This window comes from Streptomyces sp. NPDC019531, assembly GCF_044903305.1.
Lineage (GTDB): Bacteria > Actinomycetota > Actinomycetes > Streptomycetales > Streptomycetaceae > Streptomyces.
This window is the reverse complement of record NZ_JBJDQL010000043.1, coordinates 59,080-76,013: the sequence shown is the minus strand read 5'-3', so window position 1 is coordinate 76,013 and position 16,934 is coordinate 59,080. Positions and strand designations below refer to the sequence as shown.

The window sequence follows — 16,934 nt, the reverse complement described above, 5'->3', positions numbered from 1 at the left end:
CTCCTTCTCGTGGTCCGGTACAACGGTGCCGCCCGGTGAGTCGTCGTGCGATGAGCCGGTCAGGCATGACCAGGGGGCCGACCGGGTCCTACCCCTTTGCGGGGAGGGGCCGTTCAGCCCCGCGCCGCTCCAAGCCGTGGGCGGGTCGGCCCGACGGGGAGGCCACAAGGTCGGACAACTCGGCGCACACCTCGAAGACGCCCGCCAGACCCACAGGACGGAGCATCCGCAGGAGACCCGGACTGTCCGTGACCAGGCGCAGCCGCCCGTGACGGGCGGTGACACGGTTGCGGGCGCGGCAGAGCATCCCCAGCCCGGAGCAGTCGATGAAGGTCACGGCACTCAGGTCCACCACCAGGTCGGGGTGCCCTTCGGCGGTCAGCGCGTCGAACCGTGCCGACAGCGATCCGACCGCGAACAGGTCTATCTCCCCGTGCAGCGCCACGACGGTCCTGTCGGAGACGGTGGGCACCGTGTGGATCCGCGCGGGGACGGAGTGCGTTTCGGCCATGGTCAATGGAAACCGGAGGCGCCGGGCGTGGAGTAGAGCCGTTCGGTCCAGTCGACCCAGGGCCATGTGGGCCGGGTGGGGTCGCCGCGGCTCGCAGGGAGCGGTCACGGGATCCCGTCCGGCACCCGCCCCTGGAGCACCACGCGAAAAGGGCTGTTGTCCGGCTTGGTCGGGACTGATGGCCCTTAGTCCGTCGCCATGTGCCGCGAAAGATGGACTTGCACTCCTGTACCGCTGCACCCGGCGGCGGACGACGGGCCGAGAGACGGTTGGCTGATGTACCCCAACGACGGATTCCGCGAACTCGACCGGCACGAGTGCCTGCGGCTGCTGGCACAGGCACCCGTCGGCCGGATCGTTCACACCCGCCAGGCCCTGCCGGCGGTCCTGCCGGTCAACTTCTGTCTGGACCAGGACGGCGCCGTGCTGTTGCGCACCTCGGCCGCCTCGGAGCTGGCCGGCGCGATCGACGGCGCGGTGGTCGCCTTCGAGGCCGACGAGGTCGACGCGGCCGCCCACTCCGGCTGGAGTGTCGTCGTCACCGGCGGCGCCATGGTGGTCACCGACCCCGCCGAGCAGAAGCGTCTGGCCCGTACGGGCCCCCGCTCGTGGGTGGCCTCACCGGACGAGATCTTCGTCCGCATCGAGCCGGAGTTGGTGACCGGACGCGAACTGGTCGCCGGACGCACCTTGTACGGGGTGGACCTGGACCACTCCGGCTGAACGGGGGCGACGGCCTCCTGGCATGGGGACCGGACGGCCCTGCACAAAGAGGCCGTACGGCGCCCGGTCTGGTTCCGGGGGCCCCTGCACCGGGCGCTCACGCGGGACGAGCATCGGGCTCGGAGCCGTAGTAGGACCCCGCGAACCGCCCGGCGGCGTACGCGTCCCGGTCCCGACGGCCCCCTTTCGACCGCACGACAAGGGCACGGCACAGAAGGGAAACGGGACCATGACTCTCCACCACGTGACCGTCGGAGTGGACGGCTCACTGCTCGCCGTGCGGGCACTGGACCGGGCCGCCGACGAGGCCGCACGCCGCCACACCGAACTGCGGGTCGTCTGCGCCGTATCCGACTGTGACGAGGCCGGGCCGATCCTGGCGTCGGCCGTCGCCCGGGTTCACGGACACCACCCCGGTCTGCGGGTGGTGACCAAGGCCGTAGAGGGCTCCGCCGTGCGGGTGTTGACCGATGAGAGTACGTGCGCCGCCCTCACCGTCGTGGGCACGCGGGGGCTCGGCGGGGTCGCCGGCACCCTGTTCGGCTCGGTCAGCCTGCGGCTCGCCGCGCACGCGCACGGTCCGCTGATGGTCGTACGTGAGGACCACCCGTGCGACAAGGACACCGCGTCGTCCGGTGACGGACCGGCAGTGCTGCTCGGGCTGCAGAGCGACTCCGACGTGGAGGCGGCCGCCTACGCGTTCGCGGAAGCGGAGCGCCATGGCGGGCAGTTGAGTGTCCTGCACGCGCAGAACCACCGTCACATCACCCCCGAACTGCCCTCGACGCTCCCCGCGACCAGCCCCGGCCAGCAGCGCATGGCACGGCGGGACCGGGCCGAGGGGGCCGTACCGCGCTTCAGCCTCTCCCGTCTGCAGGAGCACCATCCCACCGTGAGCGTCGAAGCCCGCACGGTGCGCAGGAAGCCTTCCCACGCCTTGCTGGAGGCGACTCGACAGGCCGCCGTCGTGGTGATCGGCGCCCACCACCGGACGGGTCGCCTGAGCCCGCACCTCGGCCCGGTCGCGCACACCCTGCTGCATCGCTCGCACTGCCCGGTCGTACTGGTGCCCGCGCACCGGTGACGGCCCTGGCGGCACCGCGGGAGCGGCTGTGGACATAGCCTCGTCCATGTTGTCGGCGCACAGGTGAGTGGGCCGCACGGTTCCCCTGACGTCTCGCCGCCTCGGGGAGGAGCGGGCCGAGCGCATGCTGAGGGAGGTCCGGGTCGCCTTGAGGCACCGGCAGGGGGATGTCGTGGTCGGGCGCAGGAACCGTGGCGCCTCGGCGGCCGGCTCGCCGATCGGGTCCGTGACGTACGAGCTGCTCCGGCACAGGAGCCCCCGTGGCCGTCGTACCGCACGACTGACCGGGGGCCTGGCCGCGACCGCCGCCCCGCCCGCGCCGGCCGTGCTCAGCCGGCGGGCGCCAGCCGGATGCCGGTGATCAGGTCTGGATGGATGCGGACCGCGTAATCCATCGCACGGCTCACCCAGGGCCGCAGCAGCGCCTGGTAGCGGGCCAGGTCCCCGGCGTCGGTGACCAGTCGGGCGTAGCCGGTGACCACCACGCTCCAGCCCAGATGGGTGACGGGGTCGATGGCGTCCGCCTCATAGGCGACCACCACGCCCGGAGCCTCTGTCTGGCGGGTACGGGAGGTCAGGGCCGCGGCCTCGTGGGTGCGGATGACGATGTCGCCGTTGTCGAGGACATGGTTGACCGGCCTGACGGTCGGCAGAGCATGCTGCGTGAAGACGACCCTTCCGAAGGAGACGGTACCGAGCAGCCACAGAGCCTCCGCGGAGTCGAGCTGCACGCTCTCGCGAGGGCCCGGCGGGACCGGCTGTGCTTGGTCGAGTGCCATGGGCGGCTTTCCGTGTGTTCCCGTCTACGGGGTGGTTGTGTGCGATCAGATCAATCGAACGGGGAGGGCACCCTCCGCACTAGGGCCGTTCGGGCCTTACCCGGGGCCCGGTGGGCCCTTCATGAATCACCCCTTCCCTCCGCTGCGGGCCGAACGTTCCTGTGCCCCGCCCGGTAGGGCCGATGCCGGACCGGTCCCGTCGAGCACACGCCGGGAGTGCACCCCGGATGGGGCCGGGCACCCACGACACCTCGCTCACGATGGACGGGCACCGGATCGCCGTCACCGCCGAGCGCGACCCCGCCCGGCTCGCCTGGGGCGACCTCGGTGTGCAGGGGCACGGAAAGTGCTGCTGTCCGTGCCCGGCAAGGACGTGGACACGACCGTGGTCATGGGCGTCGACGAGGGGCGTACGACCCCGACCACCACCAAGTGGTGTCCTACGCGTCCTTCGCCACCCACCGCGTGGCCCCGATGGTCAGGGTCCTCGACGCCGACGGGCCGCTGAAGGGCGTCCTGCGGGTGTCCGACGCCCCGATCGTCTCCCGCGACATCGTGGGCGACACCGCGTCCTGCGTCCTGGACGCGCCGCTCACCCAGGCGCACGGCGAACTGGTCGAGGTGTTCGGCTGGTACGACAACGAATGGGGCTGCACCAACCGGCTGTTCGACCTCACCGAACACGTGGCCGCCGGGCTCACCGGCCGCTCACCGCCTCGGGGGACGTCGAACCAGGCCGGATTCCGTTTCCTCCCCGCGCCCGGAACGTTACTGTGACCGGACAGCCGCCTGTCGGCACGGCGCGGGATGATCGGGAGGATCACCGGTGGCACGCTCCGAGGAGTCCGGAGAGGCTCGTGTGCGGCTGCCCCAGCTGCGGCTGGACGAGCTGCTGGAGGAGCTGCAGGCCCGGCTGGACGCGGCTCGCGGCACCCGGGACCGGGTGCACAGTCTGCTGGAGGCGGTGCTCTCGGTCGGCCGGGAGCTGGAGCTGGAGCAGGCGCTGCACAGCATCGTCGAGGCCGCCGCGGTCCTGGTCGACGCCGAGTACGCCGCGCTCGGCGTGATCGGCCCCGACGGAAGGCGGCTCTCCGCCTTCCACACGATCGGGGTGAGCGCCGAGCAGATCGCCGAGATCGGCCCGTACCCCGAAGGCCACGGCATCCTCGGGGAACTCATCCGCAACCCCGAGCCGCTGCGGCTGACGAAGATCTCCGAGCACGCGGCCTCGTACGGATTCCCGGCCCACCACCCTCCGATGAACACCTTCCTCGGAGTCCCCATCCGGGTCCGCGACCAGGTCTTCGGCAATCTGTACCTGACCGAGAAGAAGGGCGGGCTGCAGTTCGACGAGGAGGACGAGTCGGTCCTGTCCACCCTGGCGGTGGCGGCCGGCGTCGCGATCGACAACGCCCGCCTCTACGAGGACTCCCGGTTGCGGGAACGCTGGCTGCAGGCGAACGCCGAGATCACCCACAGACTGATGTCCGGCGGCGAAGGGACCGAGGTCCTCGGGCTGATCGCGGAGCGGGCCGGTGAGATCACCGGATCGGCGCTGGCCGCGGTCGGGTTGCCCATGGAGGGCACCGGGTCGCTCGCCGTGGAGATCGCCGTAGGGCTGGACGCCGAGGCGCACCAGGGGCTCGTGCTGTCCCTGGACCGGAGCCTGATGGGGCTGGCCTACTCCGGGGCCGCCCCGGTCACCAGCGCGGATGTCGGCCACGACGAACGGATCTCCCTGGAGCCTCCTCGCTTCGGAGGACTCGGTCCTGCCGTGGCGGTGCCCATCGGCACGGGTGACGCCGGTCCGCGGGGCGTGCTCCTGCTGGCGCGGGAGGCCGGTCGGCAGCCCTTCTCGGAGACGGAGACCGAGACCCTGCAGGGCTTCGCCGCGCAGGCCGCCGTGGCGATGGAACTGGCGGAACGACGCCAGGACGCCGAGCAGATCGCGGTGCTCCAGGACCGCGACCGCATCGCCCGGGACCTGCACGACCTGGCCATCCAGCGGCTCTTCGCCACCGGCATGACGCTGCAGAGCGCCGGCCGGTTCATCGAGCACGAGGAGGCCGCCGAGCGCGTGGTGCGCGCGGTGGAGGACCTCGACGAGACCATCAAGATCATCAGGTCGACGATCTTCGGACTGCGGGCGCGTGACGGAGGCGCGGGGACCGGCCTGCGGGCGCGTGTCGTCAGGGCCGTCGGTGAGGCGGCCCCGGTCCTCGGCTTCGCGCCCAGTGTGCGCATGGAAGGCCTGATCGACACGGAGGTCCCGAGGGAGATCGCCGATCACGTGATCGCCGTGCTCTCCGAGGCCCTCACCAACGTCGCCCGGCACGCGCGGGCCCGACGCGCCGATGTGGCCCTGGAGACCGACGGCCGCGAGGTACGGCTGACGGTGACCGACAACGGGGTGGGCATTCCGGCCGAGGGGCGCCGCAGCGGACTGCGCAACATGGCCGAGCGGGCCGAGCAGCTGGGCGGCTCGTCGACGATCGACTGCCCCGAGTCGGGCGGCACTTCGCTGGTGTGGCGGGTGCCGGTGGGGGAGCGGTGACCGGTCGGCTGAACGGGCGGCGACCTCAAGTCGGGCCTCACGGCAACCCGTTGTGACCGGGCGGCCCATCGTCGTCCCCAGTTCACCGGACCGCGTTGCTGAGCGGGACTCCGGACGGGAGCCCGCACCGGCTCGGACGGAGGACAGGGCCGCGGCACGTGGGCGACCGCCGCCGGCGCCACGGATCCGGCGGTGAAGCCGCCGAAACCGCTGAACGCACGACTTCCCGACACCGGCAACGCGGCCTGCCGCACGCGGTGACCAGTCCTCCGCGGTGGACTGCGCGATCTGGTCGGCGCTCAGGTAGATCTGCGGACACCGCTCGTCGATCCGGTCCATCGCGTCGCGCAGACCACGCCGCGCCCGGTGGAGGGGCGCCGCCGGCTCCCGCAGGTCGGACTCGTCGGGGGACAGCCTCTCGTCGGCGTGCACCAGCCGCGGCGGCAGTCCGCGTCGCAGCGCCTCCCGGGCCGCCCAGTCGGAGGCGGCCCGGGAGGCCGCCCAGTCGGAGGCGGCGAGGCTCACACGTGGACCGGCCGGTCCTACGGCAACGGGGCGCAGCACGGCCGACACCTCCCGGATCGATGCACACGCGGTCCGCTCCGGCACGGGCCCTCCGCTCTCGGCATCCGTGCGCGGAGGGCCACGTGGCCTCGGCGAGGGGCCGAAGGGCGTCATCCTCGCTCGGGCCATTGAGGTGGTTCAGCGCGCGGCCGGTACCGCCGTACGTCGGGTCAGCGCCCGCCGTACCTCGGTCCCGGTGAAGACCAGCGCGCCGGTCGCCACCGCAGCCAGCAGCAGCAGGCCCACCGCGTAGGAGCCGTACGAGCCGTACAGCGAGCCCATCACCAGCGGCGGGACGAAGCCGCCCAGGCCGCCCGCGGCGCCGACCATGCCCGTCACGGAGCCGGTGCGGTCGGGCGGGGCGAGCAGCGCGACGAGGGCGAACGTCGCGCCGCTGCCGGCGCCCAGCGCGGCCGCCATCGCCAGGAAGGCGACCGTGCCCAGCGGGGACAGAGACGGGGTGGCGGACTGCACCAGGGCGCCCGCGACGACCAGCGCCAGCGACCCGGTGAGCACGCGGGCGGGGCCGACGTGGTCCGAGAGCCAGCCGCCGACCGGCCGCATCGCCACCGCGAGCAGCACGAACCCGGCCATGCGGTTCGCCGCGTCGGCCTGGGCGAGTCCGTAGCCGTTCTTCAGGTAGGTCGGCAGATACACGGAGAAGGCGACGTAGCCGCCGAAGGCCACCGCGTACAACGCCGACGCCTGCCAGGTGACGCCGAGCCGCAGGGTGGCCGCCAGCCGGGTGCTCAGCGGCTCGGTCGGCACCGTGCGTTCCGGGGCGTCCCGCAGCGCCAGAGCGGCCACGACGGCGTAGCCGACCAGGACCGCGGCGGTGATCAGGAAGGGGGTCGCGACGCTGTGGGCCTTCACCAGCTTGACCGTGCTCAGTGCACTGATCGCGGTGCCGCCCATGCCCATCCCGAACAGGCCGATGGCCAGACCGCGCCGCTCGGGCGGGAACCAGGCGTTCACGAAGGGCACCCCGACCGCGAACGCGGTCCCGCCGATGCCGAGGAAGAAGCCGCCGATCAGCAGCGCCGTGAGTGAGGAGTTCCCGGCAAGTCCCAGGTACAGCAAGGGAATCACGGTCGCGGCCGAGACCAGCGGGAACATGATCCGGCCGCCGTACCGGTCGGTCAGCGCCCCCACCGGAATGCGGCCCAGCGAGCCGACCACGACCGGCACGGCGACCAGGAGCGACTGCTGGAAGGCGGACAGTCCGAGGGAGTCCTTGAAGCGTGGGCCGAGCGGGCTGATCAGTGCCCACGCCCAGAAGTTGACGGCGAATCCGACAGTGGCCAGGGCCAGCATCAGCCACGCCCGCCCCGGGACCGGGGCAGACGGCGTCTGTTGCGGGTTCTTCGACGGCTGGAGCATGGCTCAAGTCCCTTCTGGGGGTGGGTGACTGAAGCCAGACTTCTGGATCACCCCGATCCGTGGCGTGGGCCGAAGGCCCTCGTGACACGGCCGGTCGGGCCCCCTCCGGGGCCGTTCGGCCCAGGGCGGTGCGGTCGCGACCCCGCATAGCGTCCCGGTCCATGGAGAACGAGAAGACGGCACGGGGTGCCGAGAGCTGGCCGCTGGCCACGCGGCGCCTGCTGACGCGCCGTGAGGTGTCGGCGGACGGCCGGGCGGTGTTCGGCGATGCCGACCCGAAGTGGGAGGGCTTCTACCGGGACCGCTGGGCACACGACAAGGTGGTGCGCTCCACGCACGGGGTGAACTGCACCGGTTCCTGCTCCTGGATGGTGTACGTCAAGGACGGCATCATCACCTGGGAGCACCAGGCCACCGACTACCCCTCGATCGGCACCGACTGTCCCGAGTACGAGCCGCGCGGCTGCCCGCGGGGCGCTTCCTTCTCCTGGTACACCTACTCGCCGAGCCGGGTCCGCTACCCGTACGTGCGGGGCGAGTTGCTGAAGCTGTGGCGTGAGGCGCGGCGCAGGCTCGGTGACCCGGTCGCGGCCTGGGCGGAGATCACCGGCGACCCCGCGAAGGCACGGGCGTACAAGCGGGCCCGCGGCAAAGGCGGTCTGGTGCGCGCCGACTGGGACGAGGTGAGCGAGCTGGTCGCCGCCGCCCATGTGCACACCGTCAAGACCTACGGACCGGACCGCGTGGCGGGCTTCTCCCCGATCCCGGCGATGTCGATGGCGTCGTTCGCGTCCGGGGCACGCTTCATGTCGCTGATCGGCGGCACCCTGCTGTCCTTCTACGACTGGTACGCCGACCTGCCGATCGCCTCGCCGCAGGTCTTCGGCGACCAGACCGACGTACCGGAGGCGGCCGACTGGTGGAACGCGGGCTACCTGATCATGTGGGGCTCCAACATCCCCGTCACCCGCACCCCGGACGCGCACTTCCTGACCGAGACCCGCTACAACGGCACCAAGGTCGTCGCGGTCAGCCCCGACTGCGCCGACAACGTCAAGCACGCCGACGAATGGCTCGCCCCGCACCCGGGCACCGACGGCGCGCTGGCCATGGCCATGGGGCACGTGATTCTGCGCGAGTTCCTGGTCGACCGCGAAGTGCCGTACTTCCAGCAGTACTTGAGGACCTACACGGACGCGCCGTTTTTGGTGACCCTACGCGAACACGCACACGGACTGGTCCCCGACGGTTTCCTCACCGCCGCTGATCTCGGCCGGGACGACGAGGAGCACGCCGACTTCAAGACCGTCCTCCTGGACCGGGCCACCGGAGAACCGGTGGTCCCGGGCGGCTCGCTCGGCTTCCGCTGGGGGGAAGCCGGGCGAGGCCGATGGAACCTCGAACTCGGTGACGTGGAGCCTGAGTTGAGCCTGCTGGAGCGGGCCGAGGAAAACGTGGAGATCGTCCTGCCCCGCTTTGACGAGGGCGCCACCGAGGGCGGCTCGACCATGGTGCGCGGTGTCCCGGTCCGCAGGATCGGCGGCCGTCTCGTCACCACCGTGTTCGACCTGATGCTCGCCCAGTACGGTGTCCACCGCCCAGGCCTGCCGGGCGGCTGGCCCACGTCGTACGAGGACGCGTCGCATCCCTACACTCCGGCCTGGCAGGAGACCGTCACCTCGGTCCCGGCCGAGCAGGCGGCGCGGATCGCTCGCGAGTTCGCCCGCAACGCCGAGCGCACCCAGGGCCGTTCGATGATCGCGATGGGCGCCGGCACCAACCACTGGTTCCACTCCGACACCATCTACCGTGCTTTCCTGGCCCTGACCACGATGACCGGCTGCCAGGGCGTCAACGGCGGCGGCTGGGCGCACTACGTCGGCCAGGAGAAGATCCGCCCGATCACCGGCCTGCAGCACCTGGCCTTCGCCTTCGACTGGCAGCGACCCACTCGGCACATGGCGGGCACCTCGTACTGGTATCTCAACACCGACCAGTGGCGCTACGAGGCCTTCGGGCCCGATGAGTTGGCTTCCCCGCTCGGTGAGGGCCGGTTCACCGGCAGGTCGACCGCCGACTGTCTGGCGCAGGCGATCCGTCTGGGATGGACTCCCGGCCACCCCGGGTTCAACCGCAACCCCCTGGACCTCACGGACGAGGCAGCGGCCGCGGACCGCCCGGTCGCCGACCACATCGTCGACGAACTCAAGGCCGGACGGCTGCGGTTCGCCGCGGAGGACCCCGACGACCCCGCCAACTTCCCGCGTGTGCTCACCGTGTGGCGCGCCAACCTGCTCGGCTCCTCCGGCAAGGGCAACGAGTACTTCCTGCGCCATCTGCTCGGCACCGACGCCGCGGTCCGCTCCCAGGAGACACCTCCCGAGGGCCGCCCCCAGGACGTGGTGTGGCGGGACGAGGCACCCGAGGGCAAGCTCGATCTCCTGGTCACCATGGACTTCCGGATGACCTCCACCGGCCTGCTCGCCGACGTCGTCCTGCCGGCCGCCACCTGGTACGAGAAGGACGACCTGTCCAGCACGGACATGCACCCCTTCGTGCACGCCTTCACCCCGGCCATCGCCCCGCCCTGGCAGGCCCGTACCGACTACGACGCCTTCCTGACGATCGCCGACCGGTTCAGCGAACTCGCGCGTGAGCACCTCGGCACCCGTACCGACGTGCTCGCCGTGCCACTGCTGCACGACACCCCCGACGAACTCGCCCAGCCCGGCGGGGTCGTACGGGACTGGAAGGCGGGGGAGTGCGAACCGGACCCCGGCCGCACCATGCCGAAGCTGGTCACCATCGAGCGGGACTACCCGGCCGTCGCCGAGAAGATCCGCGCGGTCGGCCCGCTCCTGGACCGGCTCGGCACGACGACCAAGGGCGTCACCGTCCAGGTCGGCCCCGAGATCGAAGACCTGCGCCACCGCTGCGGCACCGTCCGTGAGGGCATCGCCGAAGGCCGCCCTTCGCTGGCCACCGCCACCCAGATGTGCGAGGCGATCCTGGCCCTCTCGGGAACCACCAACGGCCGGCTCGCCACCGAGGGCTTCCGTCGGCTCCAGGAACAGACGGGCAGCGAGGGCCTGGTGGAGCTCGCGTCCGAACGCGAGGCCGAGCGCATCACGTTCGCCGACACCCGCACCCAGCCGCGCGCGGTGATGACCTCCTACGAGTGGTCGGGCTCGGAGACCGGCGGCCGCCGCTACTCGCCGTTCGTCATCAACACCGAGCACAAGAAGCCCTGGCACACCCTCACCGGCCGCCAGCACTTCTTCGTCCAGCACGACTGGATCGCCGAGCTCGGTGAGCAACTCCCGGTCTACCGGCCCCCGTTGAACACCCACCGGCACTACGGCGACGAGCACCTGCACGAGGACGGCCGGGCGGAGGTCACCGTCCGCTATCTGACCCCGCACTCGAAGTGGTCCATCCACTCCGAGTACCAGGACAACGCCTACATGCTCGCCCTCTCCCGCGGCGGCCCGGTGATCTGGATGTCCACCGCCGACGCCGAGAAGATCGGCGTCAAGGACAACGAGTGGATCGAGGCGTACAACCGCAACGGCGTCGTCGCCGCCCGCGCGGTCGTCACACACCGGATGCCCGAGGGCACCGTGTACATGTACCACGCCAAGGACCGCACCGTGAACGTCCCCAAGACCGAGGTCAGCGGCAGGCGCGGCGGCATCCACAACTCCCTGACCCGGCTGCTGCTCAAGCCCACCCATCTCGCGGGCGGCTACGCGCAGTTCACCTACGCCTTCAACTACTACGGCCCGACCGGCAACCAGCGCGACGAGGTCACCGTCATCCGCCGCCGCTCCCAGGAGGTCGACTACTGATGAGGGTCATGGCCCAGATCGCGATGGTGATGAACCTCGACAAGTGCATCGGCTGCCACACCTGCTCGGTCACCTGCAAGCAGACGTGGACCAACCGCACGGGCGTCGAGTACGCCTGGTTCAACAACGTCGAGACCAAGCCCGGCGTCGGCTACCCGCGCCGCTACGAGGACCAGGAGCAGTGGAAGGGCGGCTGGATGCTCGACAAGCGGGGCCGCCTGGTCCTGCGCTCGGGTGGCCGCGTCAAGCGCCTGCTGTCCCTCTTCTCCAATCCGGACCTGCCCGCCATCGAGGACTACTACGAGCCGGTCACCTACGACTACGACAACCTGGTCAGCGCCCCGGCCGGCAAGGACATCCCGGTCGCCCGCCCCCGTTCCGTCCTCACCGGCAAACCCACCGCCATCACCTGGGGCGCCAACTGGGAGGACGGCCTCGGCGGCGCTCCCGAGAACGCGGGCGGTGACCCCAACCTGAGCGGTGAGTGGGCGGAGAAGGTGAAGTTCGAGTTCGAGCAGACCTTCCTCTTCCACCTGCCCCGCCTGTGCGAGCACTGCCTCAACCCGGCCTGCGTGTCGGCCTGCCCGTCGGGCGCGATGTACAAGCGAGTCGAGGACGGCATCGTCCTGGTCGACCAGGACCGCTGCCGCGGCTGGCGCATGTGCGTGACGGCATGCCCGTACAAGAAGGTGTACGTCAACCACGCCACCGGCAAGGCGGAGAAGTGCACCTTCTGCTTCCCGCGCATCGAGGCCGGCCAGCCCACCGTCTGCTCCGAGACCTGCGTCGGCCGACTGCGCTACCTGGGCCTGCTGCTCTACGACGCCGACCGCGTCGGCGAGGCCGCCGCCAGCCCGGACGTACAGGACCTCCTCGACGCCCAGCGCGGCGTCTTCCTCGACCCGAACGACCCCGAAGTACGGGCCGCCTCACGGGAGTCCGGAATCCCTGAGGACTGGCTGGAGGCGGCCCGCCGCTCCCCGGTGTACGACCTGGTCATGCGCTACAAGGTGGCGCTGCCGCTGCACCCGGAGTACCGGACGATGCCGATGGTCTGGTACGTGCCCCCGCTCTCCCCGGTCCTGGACGCCGTCACCGGCGCGGGCGGCGACCAGGACGACCCCGACCACGTCTTCGCGGCCGTCACCCGGCTGCGCATCCCACTGGAGTACCTGGCCGAACTGTTCACCGCCGGCGACACCGACGTCGTCGCCGGCGTGCTGATGAAACTCACCGCTCTCCGCTCCCACATGCGCACCCGCACCCTCGGTGAGGAGGCCGACGAGAGCGCGTTGACGGCGGTCGGGCTCACCCCACGCGAGGCCGAGGACCTGCACCGGCTGCTCGCCGTAGCCAAGTACCAGGACCGGTACGTCGTCCCGGCCGCCCACAAGGAGGACGCGGCCGCGCTGAGCGCGATGGAGAACCGCTGCCCGGTGGACTACGGCGACGCGCCGTCCGAACGCCGGGTCCTGCTCGGCATGCCCACCCTGCGCCGTTCGACCGACGGAGGCCACCCGTGAGCCCGCTCCCCGCCACCATCCCGGCGATCGTCCGCACCCGCATCCGCGCTGCCTCCCGCCGCCGTACCGTGCCGACACCCGAGGAAGCCGAGCGCCGCGCCCTGCAACTGCGGCTGCTGTCGTTGCTCCTGCAGTACCCGGACAGCGAACTGACGTCCCGCAGGCGGCAGTTGGCCGCCGCTGTGACCGCCCTCCCGCCGTCACCCGCCGCCACCGAACTGACCGCCTTCATGGCCTGGTTCACGGCAGAGGAGCCCGAAGCTCTGGAGCGGCACTACGTCGAGACGTTCGACCTGCGCCGCAAGAGCAGCCTCTACCTCACCTACTACCTGCACGGCGACACCCGCCGCCGCGGGATGGCCCTGCTCGCCCTCGCCCAGCGCTACCGGGCCGCCGGCTGGGAGATCGACGGCGGCGAACTGCCCGACCACCTCCCGGTCGTCCTGGAGTTCGCGGCGCTCGGCGGACCCGGACGCGGCGAGGCACCCCTTCGGCAGCACCGGCGCGGCCTTGAGCTGATCCACCATGCCCTCACGGACGCCGGCTCCCCCTATCACCACCTGCTCGCCGCCCTGAGCTCCCTGCTGCCGCCACCCACCGAGGCGGACCTCGCGGCCGTCGCGCAACTCGCCGCCGAGGGACCGCCCGCCGAGGACGTGGGCCTCGACCCCTACGGCAGCGGCGAGTTCGCCCCGCCCGGCACCTTCACCCCGCCCCAACAGGCCCCGCCGACCCGGGTCCCGCCCGCACGTCAGGACGACAGCCGATGAACACCTCCGCCGCCGACCTGCTGCTGTGGGTCGCCTTCCCCTACGTCTGCCTGGCTGTCTTCGTGGTCGGCCACGTCTGGCGCTACCGGCACGACCAGTTCGGCTGGACCACCCACACCAGCCAGCTCCTCGAACATCGCTGGCTTCGCTGGGGCAGCCCGCTCTTCCACCTCGGCGCGTTCGCGGTCATCGCCGGACACGTGGTCGGCCTCGCCGTGCCCGCCTCCTGGACCGAGGCCGCCGGCGTCTCCGAGCACACGTACCATCTCACCGCCGTCTGGCTGGGCTCCGTCGCGGGCGTCGCCATGGTCGCCGGGTTCGGCATGCTGTGCGCCCGACGGCTGCTCACCCGCAGGATCCGGCTCACCACCGACCGCAGCGACAAGCTGCTGTTCCCGCTGCTGGCCGGCACCGTGCTCCTCGGCATCTCGGCGACCGCCACCCACAACGTCTTCGGCGGTGGTTACGACTACCGCGAGACCGTATCCGTCTGGTTCCGCGGCGTGTTCACCCTCCAGCCGCAGCCGGACGCGATCAGCGGCGTCCCCCTGCTGTTCCAACTCCATGCCCTGACCGCCTGTCTCCTCTTCGCCGCTTGGCCCTTCACCCGCCTCGTGCACGTGTGGAGCGTCCCGCTCGGCTACCTGGTCCGGCCCTACCTGGTCTACCGGCGGCGGGCGGACGTGGTCCGGGTCGGCAGGCCCGCGCCCGGGGAGATGCGGTGATCGGTGCCGGGTGCGCATGCGGGTCGTCGCAGAAGTGCCCACAGGGGACCCGTATTGGGGCCACTCGGCCCATGTCCTCCCCGCGCCCGTGACGGAGCCTGAAGACAGGCCCCCACGCACCGCGCGACCGTAGGAGGACACCATGTCCGCCACCCCGCACACCGTGAGCGATGTGATGACCCCCACCGTGGTCGCCCTGATGAGCGGCGCTCCGTTCAAGGACATCGTGAGGACGATGAGGCAGTGGCGGATCAGCGCCCTGCCCGTGCTGGACGACGAGCGGCGGGTCGTCGGCGTCGTCTCCGAGGCCGATCTGCTGCTCAAGGAGGAGTTCCACGTAGGCGCCCTCGATCCCAAGACCCGGATGAACCGTTTCGCCGACCTCGCCAAGGCCGGTGCGAGGACCGCCGGGGAGCTGATGACGGCTCCCGCGGTCACGGTCGCGGCCGACGCGACGCTCGCCCAGGCCGCCCGGACCATGGCGCGGTACGGGGTCAAGCGACTGCCGGTCGTCGACCGGACCGGTCGGCTGCAGGGCATCGTCAGCCGCCGCGACCTGCTCCAGGTGTTCCTGCGGGACGACGAGGACATTGCCCGGGAGGTGCGCCGCGACGTCGTCGGGCCGCTCTTTCCCGATCCCGTCGAGCCGATCCAGGTGCATGTGCGCGACGGGGTCGTACGACTGACCGGCCGGGTCCGCAACACCGCGTCCGTACCCGTCGCCACCCGTCTGGCGCGGGCCGTGGAGGGCGTGGTCGACGTCGACTGCGCGCTTGCCGGACCGCCTCGCGTTCCGGACCTGGACCCGGATCTTCCCGACACCGGGGACCGCCCGGACCCGAAGGAGAGCCGGACGGCCCGCTGACCGGTGCTCGTGGTGCCGCGGCCGGGCGGACGACGCCGGCCCCGTGGTGCTGGCCGACGGCCCCTCGGCGGCGGCCCGCGCCGCGGCCGAGTTCACCTTCGCCGAGGCCGCGCAGCGGGGCGTGGAGCTGGTTGTGCTGCACACCCGGGGGCGCGGCGTCGGCACACAGGTGCTGTCGAAGCTGAGGGAGGAGCACCCGGACGTCAAGGTCAGCTTCCGAAGGATCAGTGGCCGTGCCCGCCGCGCCGCGACCGAGATCGGCGCCCGGGCCCAGCTCGCCGTGGTGGGCGTACGCGGGCACACGGGCTTCGTGGACGTCCTGTCGGGATCGGTCGGACGGGCGGTGCTGCGGCACGCGTCCTGCACCGTCGCCGTGGTCCCGGCCGGAGGCGTGCGGGCCTGAGCCCCGTACGGGGCTCAGCGCGGTGCCGACAGCGGGTCCCACTCCAGCGTCACCGCACGACGCGGAGAGGCCGGTCCTTCAGGGCCGTGGCCCGGACGGACCACCATCTGCGCGTGCGCTCGCCCGTCCTCCGGCCCGTGGACCAGTTCCCCGCGAAGGTCGGGCCACTCATGGCCTGATGCGGCAGCGAGGCCCGCACGCCGTGGACCGTGGCGGCGTCTGTGTCATGTCCTCGGCCGGGCGCCTGGCACGCATGCCTTGCGATCGCACGCTCCCCGACGCTCGTGCGCGCTCGTGCCGGGGCCCCATGACGGCGCGCGCTGATCCAGTGGCGGACATGACACAACGGGCGCTCCGCTCAGCGCCCGTGCGGGGTCCCCGGCTCCGGCTGCTCCAACTGCGTGGCGATCACCGCGGCCTGCACCCGGCGCTGGACGCCGAGTTTGGCCAGCAGCCGGGAGATGTGGTTCTTGACCGTCTTCTCCGACAGGTACAGCCTCTTGCCGATCTCGCGGTTGGTCAGGCCGTCTCCGATGAGCGCCAGGATCTCGCGCTCGCGCGGGGAGAGGCTCGCCAGCTCGGGCGCCACCTCCGGAGCCCCGGCCGGCTCCGCGCGCAGGGAACGCATCAGCCGGGCCGTTGTCGCCGGGTCGAGCATCGACTGGCCCGAAGCCACCGTGCGCACCGCCGAGACCAGGTCCGACCCCTTGATCTGCTTGAGGACATAGCCGGACGCTCCGGCCATGATCGCGTCCAGGAGGGCGTCCTCGTCGTCGAACGATGTCAGCATCAGACAGGCCAGCTCCGGCATGCCGCTGCGCAGCTCACGGCAGACGGTGATGCCGTCGCCGTCCGGGAGCCGCACATCCAGCACGGCCACGTGCGGCCGCACCGCGGGGGCCCGTACGAGGGCGTGCTCCACGTTCGCCGCGTCGCCGACCACGCTGATGTCCGGCTCGGCGTCAAGCAGGTCGGCCAGACCGCGCCGGACGACCTCGTGGTCGTCGAGCAGGAAGACGCGGATCGGGTCCTGCGCTGTGAAGGTGCGTGCCTCGGTCATGTCGACCCCTTGTTCCCCGGGTGTGAGACGTACGACGAACGCCTGTGCTCACGATCATCACTCGCCGGGGCCGGTCGCACTAGGGCCGACCGGCCCCACTCCGACCATGGCGCACCTTGAGAAATGGGGGAAGGGCACGGCCGAG

At 71.6% G+C, this 16,934-nt stretch carries 13 protein-coding genes and 1 pseudogene; 10 read left to right on the top strand and 4 right to left on the bottom strand.

Annotation, left to right across the window (positions count from 1 at the left end):
• Window positions 1–88: 88 nt before the first annotated feature.
• Entirely contained in the window at window positions 89–511 is a 423-nt protein-coding gene (locus ACI2L1_RS35700; protein WP_404743577.1) for an STAS domain-containing protein, read from the bottom strand.
• Between the two features lie 276 nt (window positions 512–787).
• Here ACI2L1_RS35700 and ACI2L1_RS35695 point away from each other — a divergent pair, with 276 nt between their 5' ends.
• On the top strand, window positions 788–1,234 hold the full coding sequence (locus tag ACI2L1_RS35695; protein WP_404743576.1) for a pyridoxamine 5'-phosphate oxidase family protein: 447 nt from the start codon (window positions 788–790) through the stop codon (window positions 1,232–1,234).
• A 229-nt stretch (window positions 1,235–1,463) separates the two neighbouring features.
• Window positions 1,464–2,318 carry a universal stress protein gene (locus ACI2L1_RS35690; protein WP_404743575.1) on the top strand — a complete coding sequence of 285 codons (855 nt, stop codon included), beginning with the start codon at window positions 1,464–1,466 and terminating at the stop codon, window positions 2,316–2,318.
• A 329-nt stretch (window positions 2,319–2,647) separates the two neighbouring features.
• Here the strand turns inward: ACI2L1_RS35690 and ACI2L1_RS35685 are convergent, their stop codons facing one another.
• Window positions 2,648–3,097: a pyridoxamine 5'-phosphate oxidase family protein gene (locus ACI2L1_RS35685; protein WP_404743574.1), complete on the bottom strand. Its 450-nt coding sequence runs from the start codon at window positions 3,095–3,097 to the stop codon at window positions 2,648–2,650.
• Between the two features lie 245 nt (window positions 3,098–3,342).
• On the opposite strand from ACI2L1_RS35685, the pseudogene ACI2L1_RS35680 reads away from it, so the two are divergent.
• Window positions 3,343–3,796: pseudogene (locus ACI2L1_RS35680) on the top strand (type I glyceraldehyde-3-phosphate dehydrogenase); the annotation flags it as partial.
• Between the two features lie 127 nt (window positions 3,797–3,923).
• Entirely contained in the window at window positions 3,924–5,651 is a 1,728-nt protein-coding gene (locus tag ACI2L1_RS35675; RefSeq protein WP_404743573.1) for a GAF domain-containing protein, read from the top strand.
• 702 nt (window positions 5,652–6,353) lie between these two features.
• On the opposite strand, the gene ACI2L1_RS35670 is transcribed toward ACI2L1_RS35675, so the two are convergent.
• Window positions 6,354–7,595, bottom strand: coding sequence for a nitrate/nitrite transporter (locus ACI2L1_RS35670; protein WP_404743572.1), 1,242 nt, complete (start codon window positions 7,593–7,595; stop codon window positions 6,354–6,356).
• 161 nt (window positions 7,596–7,756) lie between these two features.
• Here ACI2L1_RS35670 and ACI2L1_RS35665 point away from each other — a divergent pair, with 161 nt between their 5' ends.
• The 6 genes from ACI2L1_RS35665 to ACI2L1_RS35640 all read left to right on the top strand — a co-directional run bounded on the left by ACI2L1_RS35665 (window position 7,757) and on the right by ACI2L1_RS35640 (window position 15,729).
• Window positions 7,757–11,443: a nitrate reductase subunit alpha gene (locus ACI2L1_RS35665; RefSeq protein WP_404743571.1), complete on the top strand. Its 3,687-nt coding sequence runs from the start codon at window positions 7,757–7,759 to the stop codon at window positions 11,441–11,443.
• Window positions 11,443–12,966 (top strand): nitrate reductase subunit beta, encoded by a 1,524-nt coding sequence (narH, locus tag ACI2L1_RS35660; protein ID WP_404743570.1) that lies wholly within the window; start codon window positions 11,443–11,445, stop codon window positions 12,964–12,966. Before ACI2L1_RS35665 ends, narH begins: the two co-directional genes overlap by 1 nt.
• Entirely contained in the window at window positions 12,963–13,736 is a 774-nt protein-coding gene (gene narJ, locus ACI2L1_RS35655; protein ID WP_404743569.1) for a nitrate reductase molybdenum cofactor assembly chaperone, read from the top strand. Before narH ends, narJ begins: the two co-directional genes overlap by 4 nt.
• Entirely contained in the window at window positions 13,733–14,461 is a 729-nt protein-coding gene (gene narI / locus ACI2L1_RS35650; RefSeq protein WP_404743568.1) for a respiratory nitrate reductase subunit gamma, read from the top strand. The genes narJ and narI overlap by 4 nt, the downstream gene beginning before the upstream one ends.
• A 142-nt stretch (window positions 14,462–14,603) precedes the next feature.
• Window positions 14,604–15,326 carry a CBS domain-containing protein gene (locus tag ACI2L1_RS35645; RefSeq protein WP_404743567.1) on the top strand — a complete coding sequence of 241 codons (723 nt, stop codon included), beginning with the start codon at window positions 14,604–14,606 and terminating at the stop codon, window positions 15,324–15,326.
• Window positions 15,327–15,369: 43 nt separating this feature from the next.
• The gene (locus tag ACI2L1_RS35640; protein ID WP_404743566.1) at window positions 15,370–15,729 is read left to right on the top strand and encodes a universal stress protein; all 360 of its coding nucleotides are present in this window, start codon (window positions 15,370–15,372) and stop codon (window positions 15,727–15,729) included.
• A gap of 358 nt (window positions 15,730–16,087) precedes the next feature.
• Here ACI2L1_RS35640 and ACI2L1_RS35635 read toward each other — a convergent pair whose 3' ends face one another.
• The gene (locus ACI2L1_RS35635) at window positions 16,088–16,789 is read right to left on the bottom strand and encodes a response regulator (protein ID WP_404743565.1); all 702 of its coding nucleotides are present in this window, start codon (window positions 16,787–16,789) and stop codon (window positions 16,088–16,090) included.
• Window positions 16,790–16,934: the final 145 nt, after the last annotated feature.